The organism is Acinetobacter sp., assembly GCF_041911495.1.
Lineage (GTDB): Bacteria > Pseudomonadota > Gammaproteobacteria > Pseudomonadales > Moraxellaceae > Acinetobacter.
The window spans coordinates 25511-40741 of sequence record NZ_JAYROT010000046.1 but is presented as its reverse complement, the minus strand read 5'-3'; the positions used below and the strand labels follow the sequence as shown (position 1 = coordinate 40741).

Genomic DNA, 15231 nt, shown 5'->3' with positions numbered 1-15231 from the left:
TCAATAAGCGTTCTCTTTTTTGACTGAATTTAAACTGCGGATAGATTATGGCTTTATTGCAAATTGCAGAACCTGGACAATCCAGTAATCCACACGAACATCGTATCGGGATCGGTATTGATCTCGGCACCACCAACTCATTGGTGGCGACTGTACGCTCAGGTGTGCCAAAAATCCTTCAAGATCAGCATGATCATACGCTTCTGCCCTCTATCGTACATTATGGCAAAGATGACAATGGTCAAGCACAAGTGACTGTTGGGCATGATGCCAAAGCATTGATCGCCACCGATCCAGCCAATACCATCGTTTCAGTGAAGCGTTTTATGGGACGCTCAAAAGCCGATATACGTTTTCAACATCCCTTTGAATTGGTCGGCAATGATCAAGATATGCCGACTTTCGTCACTGCACATGGCAATCAATCCCCTGTCGAAATTTCTGCACAAATCTTAACGGCACTCAAAAACCGTGCAGACCTACACCTTGAACATGAAATCAATGGCGCAGTCATTACTGTGCCTGCGTACTTTGATGAAGCACAGCGTCAGGCAACACGTGATGCAGCCAAACTCGCAGGATTAAATGTATTACGCCTATTGAATGAACCAACCGCAGCGGCGATCGCTTACGGACTCGATCAAAATAGTCAAATCGTCGAAGATCAAAATTTTGCAATTTACGATCTTGGTGGTGGCACATTTGATATGTCGATTTTACGCTTTAGCAAAGGCGTGTTTGAAGTCCTAGCGACTGGCGGTCACACCGCAATGGGCGGTGACGATATTGATCGCTTATTGGTGAAATTTTTTAAGACTAAATTTGGAATCGCTGAACTCAGTAATCAACAACATGCTCAGCTTGTACAACTTGCTAAATCTGCCAAAGAAACACTGACATCTGAAACACAAGTTGATATTCAATTTGAAATTGAAGCACAGCATTTCCAAACCACACTCACGCAAATTGAATTGGCAACGGTCATTCAGCCTGTGGCAGATCGGACACTACAGGTTTGCCAACGTGTCTTACGTGATGCCAAGCTAAAAGTTGCTAATGTGAATGCCATCATTTTAGTCGGTGGTTCGACACGTTCGATGGCGATTCAAGACGCTGTTGCCAAGTTTTTCGAGCAAACGCCTCTTTGTACCATTAACCCTGATGAAGTGGTGGCACTCGGTGCTGCAATTACTGCGAATCAATTGGTTGGCAACAGTAAAGACGGCACGTTGTTGCTCGATGTCACGCCATTGTCTTTGGGCTTAGAAACCATGGGCGGATTGGTCGAGCGTGTGATTCCACGTAATTCCCCGATTCCAGTGGCACGCAAGCAAGAATTTACCACCTACCAAGATGGTCAAACTGCCATGCTGATCCATGTGGTGCAAGGTGAGCGTGATATGGTGGAACATTGCCGTTCATTGGGTAAATTTGAACTGCGTGGCATTCCTGCGATGACTGCGGGTGCGGCACGGATTGAAGTGACATTCCAAGTGGATGCAGATGGATTACTCAATGTTTCTGCGCTTGAAACCACATCGAATGTCAAAGCCAATATTACTATCAAACCCTCTTATGGCTTGTCGCCATCAGATACCGAACGCTTGCTTTTAGAAGGCTTCCAACATGCCGAGCAAGACAAACAATTACGTCATCTGAATGAATTAAAAGTCGAAGCACAGCGAGAATTAGAGGCTTTAAAACAGGCACTCATTCAAGATCAAAGTTTGCTTGAATCAGCTCAACAGCAATCTTTAAATGAAGCCGTTGTCGCACTTGAAAATACATTGCAATCTGATGACAGCACGGCTATAGAACAAGCCGTTGAAGCGTTAAAGATTCATAGTGATGAGTTCGCAGCAATGCGCATGAATCAACATATTGACCATGCTCTGAAAGGCACTCGTCTCGATGATTGGTCAAATTCAACAAATTCTTCATCAAATCAGCCGAAGGAATAAATTATGCCACGTATCAAAGTACGCCCACATGCGCAATTCTGCCCTGAAGGTACTGAATTTGAAGTCGAGAAAAATGCCAACCTCTGTGAAAGCTTGCTGAAGAATGGCGTGAAAATCGAACATGCTTGCGATATGTCTAAAGCATGTACCACCTGTCACGTGGTTGTACGTCAAGGTTTCTATGAGCTTGACGAAATGGATGATGTCGAAGCAGATTTGCTTGATCGTGCTTGGGGCTTGGAAGCGGAATCACGCTTGTCTTGTCAGGTGAAAATCGAAGATGAAGATTTGGAAATTGAAATTCCGAAATATACGATTAATCACGCTTCAGAAAATCATTAATAAAAAGCAGTTGTGATGTCGTTGAAAAATCCATGCATATGCATGGATTTTTTATGAAATTTTTACTGCTTTGATTTTGGACTATGACGCTCTGGCAAATGCACAATATGCTCTTTTGACAATATCACCGCACCATCGTCATCGGTACGTTGCTGTTGCAATTTGATGCGATCTATCGCTTCTTGCATGATCTTAATTAATTCTGGGTAATCATAAATAGGCGTTTGATCCAAATTAAGCAGTAAATTAAAGCCCTTAGATTCAAAATCAAACCATGTGCGATATTTTTCTATCGATTCATGATAACGCTCTACCACCTGCCAAGTCTTGACCGATTCTGCGATCCCTTTAAGTTGCAAAGAGTCATGTTGAATACACAGAAATTCATCTTTCACTAAATTAAACGTTTCTTCCGAAATCAAAATTTGATCGACTTGAGCCGCTGTTTGCAGACGTGAAGCAATATTCGCATCACGGCCAACAATAGTATAAGACATTCGATGTGGTGTACCGTAATTCCCCACATGACAGTAACCCGTTGCAATGCCCATGCGTACATTAAGTGAAGAATATCCCATTTTCACCCAACGCTCACGCAAAATACGCATCTGCTGACGCATGGTGACCGCCATATCCAAACACGCCAAAGCATCTTCTTTTTCTCCACGACTGTTTGGGTCGCCATAAAAAATCAGCATGCCATCGCCCATAAATTTATCGATGGTACCACCATAATGCTTAGCTATCTCAGTCATGTGCTTGAGATAATCATTTAACAAGAATGCAAGATCATCAGGAATGAGGCTTTCAGAAAGATCGGTAAAGCCTTGAATGTCTGAGAAAAAAATCGTTAGCTTACGACGCTTATACTCAATACGTGCTTCAAGCTCACCACGCATGATAGATTGCCACAACTGAACTGGGGCATAACGAGCCAATTGATTATTTAGTTTTAAATAGCGATCTAATTCTTCCGCATGGTGTGCACTTTCATTCTCCAAAACTTCATACTTGAACTGCTGATAATAAATAAACATCGAAATATAAATCATGAAACATAAAAGCGATAAAACATTCAGCTCATGACCTGCCGATTGTAAATATGACTCAAAACCAAAGAATAACACTGAAGAAAAATAGAAAGTGGCAATCGCCAAAATACTTGAACTAAGTACAATAAATTTTGGAATCTTGGTATACAGTGCAAAAAAGATCATTGCACAAATCAAAATAAAACTTGGAATCAGTAAGGCGTGAATTGCGGCAATAAATAAACTGCAAAGAAAAACATCAAACAAATATGTTGCACTTTGGCGAGCATATTTTCCGTAAAAATATTCAACGCGTTGGTAGAGTTTATTTTCAAAACTCAGTGCAATAACGATAAATGGAATAAGGTAAAGACTGTTGATTCCAACGATAATTTCTGTGACAAAACCAACGCATAATAAAATACAAAGAACTGAAAAACCGAGATAGCGTAATATCTTCACCAAATGATAGGGTGCTTTGTCCCCAAACAGTCTTTGGATCATGGCTTATCTCGTTTAACCGATTGTATTAATCCATACGCCAATCAAAAGGCATTTCACCTTGACCTCGTAATGCAAGCATCAAAGTTTGACGCATATGCGCCAAAACTTCTGAAGAATAAGGCATTGCAGGTGTGCCCCACACAGGTTTTGGCCAAGCACTGTCATTCTGATAACGCACCACATGATGAAAATGCAACTGTGGCACAACATTACCAAGTGCAGCCACATTCATTTTATCAGCACGAAAAACACGAGAAAGCTGGCTAGACAACCAACTTGATTCACGTAGAAATTGAGCTTGGTCTGCTTCGCTTAATTCATAAAGCTCAGTCACACCTGGTACACGTGGAATCAAAATTAACCACGGAAACTGCATATCATTCATCAAACGACATGTACAAAGCGGAAAATCACCGACAAAAAAAGTATCTTGGGCAAGTTGTGGATGCAAAGTAAACATATCAATTAATAACTACAGTTAATGTTGCAGCAATACTATCATAGCTCGTGCTTGAGGAAATCAATTTTCTCAAAAGATTTACGCAATTACACTGATTTAGCAGATAATTTATGTCAGCTTGGGCTGATAAAATATAGAAATTGCAACCTTAATGTAGTGAAGCTAAAAGTTGATCCAATAATGCTTCGACAAAAGCCAATCGTTTATCTGACTCTTCAAGCTGAACCGTGACTTTTAAGCGTTGCCCTCCTTCCATACGATAATAGGTCGGTTGCTTTTGCATCATCTGGATAATGGTAATGGCTTGCACAGGCGTATCTGGTAAGAAATCAATCAGACCACCACCTTTTGCCACATCAATCTTTGCAATGCCTAATTCTTCTGCTTTCAGTCGAATCTGATGCACCGCAAATAAGTATTTTACAGGCTGTGGAAGTAGCCCAAAACGATCAATCAGCTCGATACGAATATTGTTAAGTTTGTCCGCATTCACTGCATTACTAATGCGTTTATAAAACAATAAGCGTTGATGCACATCACCGAGATAATCATCAGGAATCAGCGCAGGTAGATGTAAATTAATGTCCGCCGTTAAATTCAACGGTTGATCGAAGTTTGGCGATTTACCTTTTTGAATGGCTTTGGTGGCTTTTTCCAACATTTCCATATACAAACTATAACCGATCGCTTGCATACTGCCACTTTGTTGCTCACCGAGTAATTCACCTGCGCCACGAATTTCTAAATCTTCTGTAGCAAGGACAAAACCTGCACCCAAAGTATTGGCACGTTGAATCGCATCCAGACGTTTTTCCGCATCACCTTTGAGATGTTTGACCGATGGCACAAGTAAGTAAGCATAAGCCTGATGGTGCGAACGCCCCACTCGACCACGCAATTGATGGAGTTGTGCCAACCCAAGTTTATCCGCTCGCTCGATAATAATGGTATTGGCACTCGGCACGTCAATCCCAGTTTCAATAATGGTCGAGCAGACTAAGACATTGGATTGCTTATGATAAAACTGTTGCATGACATGTTCGAGTTCTTTCTCTCGCATCTGACCATGCGCCACAGCAACACGAGCTTCTGGTAAAAGTACACGCAAATTTTCCGCAGTACGCTCAATCGTTTCCACTTCATTATGCAGAAAATACACTTGACCGCCACGCAGTAATTCACGAAGCACGGCTTCTTTAATCACCGCATCAGTTTCATCCATGACAAAAGTTTTCACCGCCAAGCGCCTTGCTGGAGGGGTCGCAATAATGGATAAGTCACGCATTCCCGAAAATGCCATATTCAGCGTTCGTGGAATCGGTGTCGCTGTCAAAGTGAGCATATCGACATCGGCACGCATCGCTTTGATACGCTCTTTATCACGCACACCGAAACGATGTTCTTCATCGACAATCATTAAACCTAAATTTCTGAACTGCACGGATTCTTGCAAAATCTTATGTGTACCAATGACAATATCGACTTTACCATCAGCAATATCGGCAATGATTTTTTGATGTGATTTATTGCTGCCAAAACGTGATAACACTTCAATGCGAATCGCCGTATCGGCAAAACGATCTTTAAACGATTCATAATGTTGCTGTGCAAGCAAAGTGGTTGGCACAAGTACCGCCACTTGTTTTTCATTTTGTGCCGCAACAAAAGCAGCTCGCATGGCGACTTCGGTTTTACCAAAACCAACATCACCGCACACTAACCGATCCATTGGACGAGCTTGTTGCATATCATGTAATGTCGCTGTAATGGCATTGTGTTGATCCAAGGTTTCTTCATACATAAAGCCACTGACAAATTGATGATATAAGCTCTCATCAAGTGCAAAAGGAAAACCTGGCTTGGCTTGGCGCCGCGCATGGATATGCAAAAGTTCTGCCGCCACATCATGAATTTGCTCTAAAGCTTTGCGCTTCGCCTTAGACCATTGATCTGTGCCGAGTTTATGCAGTGGCGCAAGATCAGGATCTCCACCACTAAAGCGACTAATCAGATGCAAATTGGTCACAGGGACATAGACTTTGGCATCATCCGCATAATTGAGCTGTAAAAATTCATGGGTTTGATCATCAATATCTAAAGTCACCAACCCTGCATAACGCCCAACACCATAATCAATATGTACCACAGGCGCACCAATGGACAGCTCGGTTAAACTGCGAACTAAAAATTCTTCCGACACTTCTTTTTGATGCTTACGACGACGCTGAATCACTCGTTGTTCGTAAAGCTGACTTTCGGTAATAATTGCCAATTGATCAGGCAATAATAAACCACGCTCTAAAGGTGCATCGGTAATCGCAAGTTGACACTTATCCTCTAAAAATTGTTGTAATGAATCAACTACTTTGAGCTGATTTATTTTTAGCGATTCTTTTAAACCTTCACGACGACCTGCACTTTCTGCAACTAAAAGTACAGGATATTTTTGTGCCCAAATAAATTGTTTGACATGGCTAAACGGATCGTCGAGTTTATGATCGACACTTAACTTTGGCGGTGTCAAACCATTCAAATTCATCGTCCCTGCACGCTCACTAGCTTCATCAAAACTCACGATGATTCGTGGATGCTGATTGAGTCGTTGTGCGATTTGCGACGCATTCACGAATAATTGCTCGGGCGGCAAGATCGGTTGATCAATATTCGATTTACGATCTTCATAGCGCCGTTCGACTTCTTGCCAAAACTGCCCTATATCTTGCTCAAGATGGGTTTCATTGACAATTAAACTGTCTAAAGGCACATAATCTAAAAAGGTACTTTGCTGTAATTGCTCTGCGCTAAAAAATAGAGGAAAATAATATTCCAAACCTGGGCTAGCAAGACCATCCATCACGTCTTGATAGATCGCATTACGCTTTGGGTTGGACTCAGGAAAAAGCTCCGCATAACGATCACGGAATAGACTACGCCCTTCTTTGAGTGGAAACTCTTTAGCTGGCAAAATTCGGAATTGCTCGATCTTTTCAATAGTACGCTGTGTTTCAGGATCAAAAAAACGTAGGCTTTCTACTTCATTATCAAACAAATCAATACGCACTGGTGCATCTTGTCCAGATGCAAAAATATCCATCAGACTACCACGCACCGCAAACTCGCCATGCTCATACACGGTATCTACCGCATGATAACCTGCGGCGATCAATTGCTCACGTTTACGCTCGACATCGAATGATTCACCTTGTCGAATATCAAAATGCTGACCATAGAGCCAACTCGGTGGTGCAACACGTTGTGCCAAAGTCGTTGCAGAAATTAAGACAATTCCCGACTTTGGCATATTGGTGAGCAAACTCAATCGTTCAGAAATAATATCTTGGTGTGGTGACAATCGGTCATAAGGCAATGTTTCCCAATCAGGAAACACATGGACATTTTGCCCATAAAATTCGATTTCACTTTCGAGTTGCGCAAGATGTTGATGATTGCGTGCAATGACAACGATCAGCTTGTCATGTTGCTGAGCAATTTTACTTAAAAGTAGGCTACCAATCGAGCCTTGTATCTGCCCGACCCACCGCTTTTCTCCTTGTTTTAATTGGGGAATTTTTAATCGGTCGATGGCAGATTTTAGCAACATAATTTTGAATAAAATAATAATGAAAACCGCTGTATGCTAGCATTTTTCGATGCTAAGAAAAAGGCGATTGATGCCTTGAACCAATCGCCTACTAAAATTTAAACGATGAAATATTAAGATTGAATACTCACAAAAATATCATTCAAAACTTGTTTTGGATTTACCGCTTGGGTAATTGGACGCCCAATCACTAGATGCGTCACACCATCTTGCATCGCTTGCACTGGTGTCACAATCCGTTTTTGATCATCTGCGCTACTCCCGACTGGACGAATACCAGGCGTCACCAATTCAAAATCTGCACCAATTTCTGCACGAAGTATTTTCGCCTCTTGCGCTGAACACACCACACCATCTAAACCACATTCACGAGTGAGCTTTGCTAGGCGCAATACTTGGTCTTGTGGATCAATATCTAAGCCAATATCAAGTAAATCCTCACGACCCATGGAGGTCAGTATCGTCACAGCAATAAGCTTTGTATTATGTTGATGTTGTGCTAAACGATCAGCACAAGTTTGCATCATTTTTCGTCCGCCACTGGCATGCACATTCACCATCCATACTCCGAGATCAGCTGCTGCCAAAACCGCCTGCGCCGCTGTATTTGGAATATCATGAAATTTTAAATCTAAAAAAACCTCAAAGCCACGTTGATGTAGAGCTTTGATGACATCAGGACCGGCGTGGGTAAATAACTCTTTACCGACCTTAACACGGCATTGCTTTGGATCCAGTTGATCCACCATCGCTAATGCTTGATCTTGGCTTTTTGCATCTAGGGCAACAATAATACTCAAAACTTAAACCTCTAACAGCCCATCAAAATGAGTTATAAAATCAATACACGAAAAAAAAGCCCATTATAAAGGGCTTTTTTCATTTGCGTTAATATCTAATACGGTTTTTTCATGCCTTGCTGCCGCGGCAGCTTCAGCTGCGGCATTTTGTGCCGATTGAATCTGCTGTTTACGCAAATAATCAATGTCTTTACGCAAGCGTTTGATTTCCCATCCTTTTTGAATCACTTTAATGGACAGTAGAAGTAAACCTAATACAATACCCAATACGAGTGTCAATAAAAGTAATAAACCCAAGCGCATTGCTGGCACTTCAATAAAAAGTAAGTTGACAGGTAGCTCATCTGGATTTTGTAATACTAAGCCCAAAGCATATGCAAATATTGCAATTGTCAGCGCAATTAAAAAAATACGCATGATTTATTCCTTATTTTTAATAACTATTTAATTCTACCTCAAACTTCAAAAATGCAAAAGACCTTACAGATCAAGGTGATGTCATTTTATGATTTACTCTAAAACGACGCATTTAAAGTTTGGATATTAAATCGAATTATTTTCCTGCCTGCTCATTGACTGCATCACGCAAAGCCTTACCCGGTTTGAAGTGTGGTACAGCTTTTGCTGCGACTTGGACTTTTTCACCTGTTTTTGGGTTACGACCAACACGAGGTTGACGGTGATGTAATGCAAAACTACCAAAACCACGAATTTCGATGCGTTGATTATTTGATAATGCTTCGATCATATGATCAATCATAATTTTAATCGCATCTTCAACCAATGGCTCAGCCAAATGCGGGTTCTTTTCTGAAATTTTAACAATTAAATCAGACTTATTTAAAGCTTCCGTTGTCATGAGATCCCATCTCCATGTTCACTTATCTGATTTAAATAATAACCTGTTTAAATACAAAAAGGTAGCACTAGAATTGTATCTGATGCCACCTTTTACAGTAAAACAATAAACTTTTAGTAAAAAATGAACAAACTAAAAGTCAATTCGACTTACTTGTTTTGAGCTGCTTTGATCAAATCGCCCAAAGTTTTTGGACCATTTGCATCGCCACCAGCTTGTGCTGCTGCTTGACGTGCATTGTTCAATGCTTCTTTCTCTTCAGCTTCGTCTTTTGCTTTGATCGACAAGTTGATAGAACGTGATTTACGATCTACATTGATGATCTTCGCTTCAACTTCTTGACCAACTTCTAAGAACTTAGTCGCATCTTCAACGCGATCACGGTTGATTTCAGATGCTTTCAACTGAGCTTCAACTTCGTCAGCCAATTTCACAGTTGCACCTTTCGCATCAACAGCAGTCACAGTGCCTTTAACCAAAGCACCACGTTCGTTAGCAGCTAAGAAATCATTGAACGGATCGCTGTTCAATTGCTTAACACCTAAGCTGATACGGTTGCCTTCCGCGTCTACAGACAAGATCACAGCTTCTACAGTGTCACCTTTCTTATAACGACGGATTGCATCCTCACCAGATTCATTCCAAGAGATATCAGACAAGTGAACTAGACCGTCGATACCGCCATCAAGACCGATGAAAATACCAAAGTCAGTGATTGACTTAATTGAACCAGATACTTTGTTGCCTTTCTCGTTGTTTTTCGCAAACTCTTCCCATGGGTTAGCACGAGTTTGTTTGATGCCAAGAGAAATACGACGACGCTCTTCGTCAACTTCAAGAACCATAACATCAACTTCATCACCGATCTGAACAACTTTAGATGGGTGGATATTTTTGTTGGTGTGATCCATTTCTGAAACGTGAACAAGACCTTCTACGCCTTCAGCAATTTCTGCGAAGCAACCGTAGTCAGTTAAGTTCGTTACACGTGCTTTCACGATAGAGCCTTTTGGATAACGGCTCATGATTTCCATCCAAGGATCTTGACCCAATTGTTTCAAGCCCAAAGATACACGGTTACGATCTTTGTCAAATTTAAGGACTTTAACAGTCACTTCTTGACCAACTTCTACCACTTCAGACGGATGCTTGATACGTTTCCAAGCCATATCAGTGATGTGTAGTAGACCATCAATACCACCTAGGTCAACGAATGCACCGTATTCAGTAAGGTTCTTGATGGTACCTGTAACAGTTTGACCTTCCTCAAGTTGAGAAAGAAGTGCTTCACGATCAGCTGAAGATTCAGCTTCCATCACAGCACGACGAGATACAACAACATTGTTACGTTTTGCATCTAATTTGATGACTTTGAACTCTAGCTCTTTGCCTTCAAGGTGCGTTGTATCACGAATTGGACGAGTGTCAACCAATGAACCTGGCAAGAATGCACGAACTGGACCGATGTCAACAGTGAAACCACCTTTAACTTTACCAGAGATGAGACCTGTAACGATTTCACCATCTTCAAAGATTTTTTCAAGTTTCGTCCAAGTTTCAACACGTTTTGCTTTTTCACGTGATAAAACAGTTTGACCCATACCATTGTCAAGTGCTTCAACAACAACATCTACGTTGTCACCAACAGCAACTTCAAGCTCACGTTGTTCATTTAAGAACTCAGCACGAGCCACAACGCCTTCCGATTTAAGACCTGTGTCAACGGTTACCCAGTCGTCATCAATACTAACAACAACACCTTGGATGACTGCACCCTTTTCGACGTTAAGATTTAATTCACTTTCTTCAAAGAGGGCTGCAAAAGATTCGGTCATGATATACCTAGTAATAAATAACGCCTTGGATCAGTTCAAGAGCGGTTTCGTTGAGTTTCAAATTTGACATAGTACTGACCGTCAAATCTAAAACTTGATTTAAATATGTATTAGCAAACACTGAAATCGTGCTTAATGAGCGAGTTGCTGATCAATATATTGGCGCATTTCCTCGAACACTTGCTCGATAGATAATGCTGAACTATCAATCACTTTGGCATCGTCGGCAGGCTTAAGTGGCGCAACCGTTCGCCCCACATCACGCTTATCACGTGCTTCGATGTTGGCTAAAATGGCATCTATTTTAGCATCAACCCCCATACCTTGCAACTGTTTTACACGGCGTTCGGCACGTGATTGTGCTGAAGCAGTGAGATAGATTTTGGCAATCGCATCTGGAAAAACCGTAGTCGCCATGTCACGACCATCAGCAATCAAACCTGGGAATTGTGCAAAATCTTTTTGACGTTGCAATAATGCCTCCCGAAGCGCAGGAATAGCGGCAACTTTCGATGCAAATGCACCCACTTCTTCGGTGCGAATTTGTGCTGTAACATCCTGCCCATCGAGCAGTACACGAATGCCGTCCACACTTGGAAGAAATTCAATGGTTAAATTTTTTGCCACATCTACACATTGTTCGAGCGCAGTATCCAATTGGTCCAAAAGTTGGCGCTGATACAAACTCAAACCCAATAAACGATAAATCGCCCCAGAATCAAGCAGATGATAACCATAATGCTCAGCAAGCATCGTGGCTAAAGTTCCTTTACCTGAGCCGCTCGGGCCATCAATGGTAATAATGTGTATAGACATGCAAAATCCAAAAATAAGGAGACAAATCGAATTATCGCATTGATTTTGCCAAACTTGCCATACCACGACCTACAGCAAGTTTTAATTGCGATAAAATAATCAAACTCGAAAATGGAATTCTACCATCAAATTCAATGCTATACACCAATTGCGAGGTCTGATCATCAAGTGCTGTAAACGTCAGACGCCCAAGATGATGCCGAACCAATGGATTTTTGATAATTTTATATTCGATCAACTCGTTGGGTACTAGCTTGGTGATCTGCTCTTGAATTGGTTTGACCAAACCAAACCCCATTTTACGAACAGAACCGACACCATCAGGACGCTGTGGATCAGTAGCATCTTTGATTCGTACTACCTGGATCGGCTTAAAAATGCGATTATATGAAGCATGCTTTGATAGCACTTCAAAGACTTCAGCAACTGGTCGATTAAACTTTTGTTCAACCACGATCATTTTTGACGCTTTCTTTGTCATTTACTTGTTCCTTTAAGTTTAATCATTTGACAATTCATTTTACTGATTTGATGGGTCAATGACTTGACTATTCTGACGGCGAGCTTTAAAAAATTGTCGAAGTAGCTCAGCTGACTGATCTGCTAAACATCCACCTTCAAAGGCAAAAAAATGATTATAAAACCCATCACTCATCAACTGCCTAGCACTAATCAAAGAGCCTGCTCTCGGCTCTGTTGCTGCGAAAACAACTCGACCAATTCTCGCATGTACTAGCGCACCAACGCATTGCGTACACGGCTCTAAAGTCACATATAAGGTTGAGCCTTCAGGCAGTCGATAGTTTTGCAATTGAAGACAGGCATGTCGAATCGCTTGAATTTCAGCATGTGCAGTGGGATCGTTGGTTGTAATTGGACAATTAAATCCCTGACCGATGACTTGACTCTGATGCACGATCACCGCACCTACTGGCACTTCACCTTGTGCTTCAGCAAGCTTGGCTTGCGCTAAGGCAAGTTGCATCCACTGTTCATCAATACTTTGATTTATTTCAATATCTTGCATACATAAAACTATACGACTAAAAGCTACGCTTAGTCTGACAAAATACCATATTGACGAAGCAACGCATTCCAACTATCAATTTGCGCACTTCGAGGTACAACATTTGGGAAAAGATCTCGAATATTTTGATAATCTTGTACTTGCCAATCTGGTTGCAGATCTTTATCCACCAAACGAGCACGTACACCTTCGATAAAATCTGCATGCTGAATTTTCCATGCAGAGATTTCCTCTTCTAAGGTAAAGACGTCATCCCAAGAACGATGTTGTTTCGCCCACTGCCATAATAGCCACGTGATCGCAGCTGTGGTTGGTGAACCATTGCTCAAGTTTTCACTGGCTTGACGGAGCCAATCACTACGTGCAGTTGCCAGCCCTTTGATGGCTTGTACATCTTGCATAAAATCTGAACCACGACACACGCTATGAATCACATCGAGTGAATCCTGCAAAGGTCCTGCAGCAAGCGGGCGATGCAAACTATTCAAAGTATCTTCGATCGCACGATAATCCCCCGCAGGATAGTCTTGCCAACGGATATGCGTCAATCGTCCAAGTACATTCTCACGACCCTGTTCACAGACATGCGTCGCCCAACCGATACTATATGCACCCGCTGCCGTCATGATCGAACCAGTCATTCCAATAAACAAGCCAATCGCACCACGATCCGCAAGGAAACGTGTCGCCCCGACATCAGGATATAAACCAATATTAATCTCAGGCATTGCAAGGCGTGAATGTGGTGTCACCAATCGAAATGGTGCAGCCATAAATAAGCCAAGACCACCACCCATTACATAACCCTCACCCCATACCACGACTGGTTTGACATAGTGATGAAGTAAGCGATCTAAGGCATATTCATAATGGAAAAATGATTTAGCTTGCTCCACTTCTTCATTGATCACCAACTGGCGCAACTTCCGTACATCACCACCTGCACAGAACGCTTTTGGTGTCGTGGAATCAAACCACACTGCTTTTACAGCATCATTGGTATGTAAGTATTCAAATATTGAATGTAAAGCGACAACGATCTGCTCATCCAAAGCATGTAAGGACTTTGGACGATTCAAACGCACAGCCCACCAGCCATTGGTGAGCTCTTCTACAAGAATGTCTGGATGATTAATATAGTCAGTCATGATGTCAATATTCCGTTATGCGTCGAGTTGCCAGTCGATTGGCGCAATACCTTGTGCGTTTAAATAATGATTGGTTTTAGAAAATACTTTACAGCCAAAAAATCCGCCTCGATTTGCTGACAATGGCGATGGATGTGCTGCTTTTAATACCAAATGTTTATTGCTATCAATACGTTGCCCTTTACGCTGTGCATAAGCCCCCCACAGAATAAAGACCACAGATTGACGTTGTTCATTAATCACATCAATCACCGCATCGGTGAACTGCTCCCAGCCTTGCTTTTGATGTGATGTCGGTTTTGCTTGCTCAACGGTAAGTACGCTATTTAATAGTAGTACACCTTGATCAGCCCATTTACTCAAATCACCATGTAGCGGTGGTGTAATCCCCAAATCTGTACGCAACTCATGATAAATATTGCGCAGTGAAGGTGGTAAATCAATACCCTTATTCACAGAAAAACTTAAACCATTCGCCTGACCTACTCCATGATAAGGATCTTGACCCAAAATCACTGCTTTGACTTGATCAAGTGGTGTGTCATTCAGCGCGCGAAAAATTTGTGCATTCGGTGGATAAACGATTTGTTGGTCTTGCTGCGCTTCTGCTAAAAAATGTCGCAGATTTTGCATCGTATCACCAAGTAAAAAATCTGCCAAAGGCAACTTCCAACTGTCATCTATTTTTACACGAGACAAACGTGATTGATGCTGTACATCAGTACTAATATTTTGAAGATCAGCGACCCCACTATCCTGCATTAATTACTATCCCTAATTTTAAATTTGGTATTTTTAGCGCATATGCTTTGTATCAAAATCGCACTTTGAATCGTCAGAGTGGTAT

At 41.7% G+C, this 15231-nt stretch carries 14 protein-coding genes; 2 read left to right on the top strand and 12 right to left on the bottom strand.

Annotation, left to right across the window (positions count from 1 at the left end; genetic code table 11):
* Positions 1 to 47 precede the first annotated feature (47 nt).
* Positions 48 to 1961: a Fe-S protein assembly chaperone HscA gene (hscA, locus tag ACE3PQ_RS06230; protein ID WP_374296186.1), complete on the top strand. Its 1914-nt coding sequence runs from the start codon at positions 48 to 50 to the stop codon at positions 1959 to 1961.
* A 3-nt stretch (positions 1962 to 1964) separates the two neighbouring features.
* A complete protein-coding gene (fdx, locus tag ACE3PQ_RS06225; protein ID WP_092614310.1) occupies positions 1965 to 2303 on the top strand; it encodes an ISC system 2Fe-2S type ferredoxin in 339 nt (112 codons plus the stop codon).
* 62 nt (positions 2304 to 2365) lie between these two features.
* Here the strand turns inward: fdx and ACE3PQ_RS06220 are convergent, their stop codons facing one another.
* The 12 genes from ACE3PQ_RS06220 to ung form a co-directional block, all read right to left on the bottom strand.
* Entirely contained in the window at positions 2366 to 3838 is a 1473-nt protein-coding gene (locus ACE3PQ_RS06220) for an adenylate/guanylate cyclase domain-containing protein (RefSeq protein ID WP_374296184.1), read from the bottom strand.
* 25 nt (positions 3839 to 3863) lie between these two features.
* The gene (locus tag ACE3PQ_RS06215) at positions 3864 to 4298 is read right to left on the bottom strand and encodes an HIT domain-containing protein (protein ID WP_374296182.1); all 435 of its coding nucleotides are present in this window, start codon (positions 4296 to 4298) and stop codon (positions 3864 to 3866) included.
* A gap of 148 nt (positions 4299 to 4446) precedes the next feature.
* Positions 4447 to 7899, bottom strand: a complete 3453-nt coding sequence (mfd, locus tag ACE3PQ_RS06210) for a transcription-repair coupling factor (RefSeq protein WP_374296180.1) — start codon at positions 7897 to 7899, stop codon at positions 4447 to 4449.
* Positions 7900 to 8012: 113 nt separating this feature from the next.
* A complete protein-coding gene (gene pyrF, locus ACE3PQ_RS06205; protein ID WP_374296178.1) occupies positions 8013 to 8699 on the bottom strand; it encodes an orotidine-5'-phosphate decarboxylase in 687 nt (228 codons plus the stop codon).
* Between the two features lie 63 nt (positions 8700 to 8762).
* On the bottom strand, positions 8763 to 9116 hold the full coding sequence (locus ACE3PQ_RS06200; protein WP_241571148.1) for a lipopolysaccharide assembly protein LapA domain-containing protein: 354 nt from the start codon (positions 9114 to 9116) through the stop codon (positions 8763 to 8765).
* A 136-nt stretch (positions 9117 to 9252) separates the two neighbouring features.
* Positions 9253 to 9558: an integration host factor subunit beta gene (locus tag ACE3PQ_RS06195; RefSeq protein WP_241571147.1), complete on the bottom strand. Its 306-nt coding sequence runs from the start codon at positions 9556 to 9558 to the stop codon at positions 9253 to 9255.
* A 149-nt stretch (positions 9559 to 9707) separates the two neighbouring features.
* Entirely contained in the window at positions 9708 to 11393 is a 1686-nt protein-coding gene (rpsA, locus tag ACE3PQ_RS06190; protein WP_374296176.1) for a 30S ribosomal protein S1, read from the bottom strand.
* A gap of 132 nt (positions 11394 to 11525) precedes the next feature.
* Positions 11526 to 12209 carry a (d)CMP kinase gene (gene cmk, locus ACE3PQ_RS06185; protein WP_374296173.1) on the bottom strand — a complete coding sequence of 228 codons (684 nt, stop codon included), beginning with the start codon at positions 12207 to 12209 and terminating at the stop codon, positions 11526 to 11528.
* 31 nt (positions 12210 to 12240) lie between these two features.
* The gene (locus ACE3PQ_RS06180) at positions 12241 to 12690 is read right to left on the bottom strand and encodes an SRPBCC family protein (RefSeq protein ID WP_374296171.1); all 450 of its coding nucleotides are present in this window, start codon (positions 12688 to 12690) and stop codon (positions 12241 to 12243) included.
* Between the two features lie 39 nt (positions 12691 to 12729).
* Positions 12730 to 13236 (bottom strand): tRNA adenosine(34) deaminase TadA, encoded by a 507-nt coding sequence (gene tadA / locus ACE3PQ_RS06175; RefSeq protein WP_374296169.1) that lies wholly within the window; start codon positions 13234 to 13236, stop codon positions 12730 to 12732.
* A 29-nt stretch (positions 13237 to 13265) separates the two neighbouring features.
* On the bottom strand, positions 13266 to 14384 hold the full coding sequence (locus ACE3PQ_RS06170) for an enoyl-CoA hydratase/isomerase family protein (protein ID WP_374296168.1): 1119 nt from the start codon (positions 14382 to 14384) through the stop codon (positions 13266 to 13268).
* A gap of 15 nt (positions 14385 to 14399) precedes the next feature.
* Positions 14400 to 15146 carry a uracil-DNA glycosylase gene (ung, locus tag ACE3PQ_RS06165; protein ID WP_374296166.1) on the bottom strand — a complete coding sequence of 249 codons (747 nt, stop codon included), beginning with the start codon at positions 15144 to 15146 and terminating at the stop codon, positions 14400 to 14402.
* Positions 15147 to 15231 lie beyond the last annotated feature (85 nt).

Excerpts from the sequence above, each read along its gene's own strand:
- cmk (WP_374296173.1), bottom strand. The coding sequence starts at position 12,209 with ATGTCTATACACATTATTACCATTGATGGCCCGAGCGGCTCAGGTAAA.
- ACE3PQ_RS06180 (WP_374296171.1), bottom strand. The coding sequence starts at position 12,690 with ATGACAAAGAAAGCGTCAAAAATGATCGTGGTTGAACAAAAGTTTAAT.
- ACE3PQ_RS06195 (WP_241571147.1), bottom strand. The coding sequence starts at position 9,558 with ATGACAACGGAAGCTTTAAATAAGTCTGATTTAATTGTTAAAATTTCA.
- fdx (WP_092614310.1), top strand. The coding sequence starts at position 1,965 with ATGCCACGTATCAAAGTACGCCCACATGCGCAATTCTGCCCTGAAGGT.
- mfd (WP_374296180.1), bottom strand. The coding sequence starts at position 7,899 with ATGTTGCTAAAATCTGCCATCGACCGATTAAAAATTCCCCAATTAAAA.
- rpsA (WP_374296176.1), bottom strand. The coding sequence starts at position 11,393 with ATGACCGAATCTTTTGCAGCCCTCTTTGAAGAAAGTGAATTAAATCTT.
- ung (WP_374296166.1), bottom strand. The coding sequence starts at position 15,146 with ATGCAGGATAGTGGGGTCGCTGATCTTCAAAATATTAGTACTGATGTA.
- hscA (WP_374296186.1), top strand. The coding sequence starts at position 48 with ATGGCTTTATTGCAAATTGCAGAACCTGGACAATCCAGTAATCCACAC.
- ACE3PQ_RS06200 (WP_241571148.1), bottom strand. The coding sequence starts at position 9,116 with ATGCGTATTTTTTTAATTGCGCTGACAATTGCAATATTTGCATATGCT.
- ACE3PQ_RS06220 (WP_374296184.1), bottom strand. The coding sequence starts at position 3,838 with ATGATCCAAAGACTGTTTGGGGACAAAGCACCCTATCATTTGGTGAAG.
- tadA (WP_374296169.1), bottom strand. The coding sequence starts at position 13,236 with ATGCAAGATATTGAAATAAATCAAAGTATTGATGAACAGTGGATGCAA.
- ACE3PQ_RS06170 (WP_374296168.1), bottom strand. The coding sequence starts at position 14,384 with ATGACTGACTATATTAATCATCCAGACATTCTTGTAGAAGAGCTCACC.
- ACE3PQ_RS06215 (WP_374296182.1), bottom strand. The coding sequence starts at position 4,298 with ATGTTTACTTTGCATCCACAACTTGCCCAAGATACTTTTTTTGTCGGT.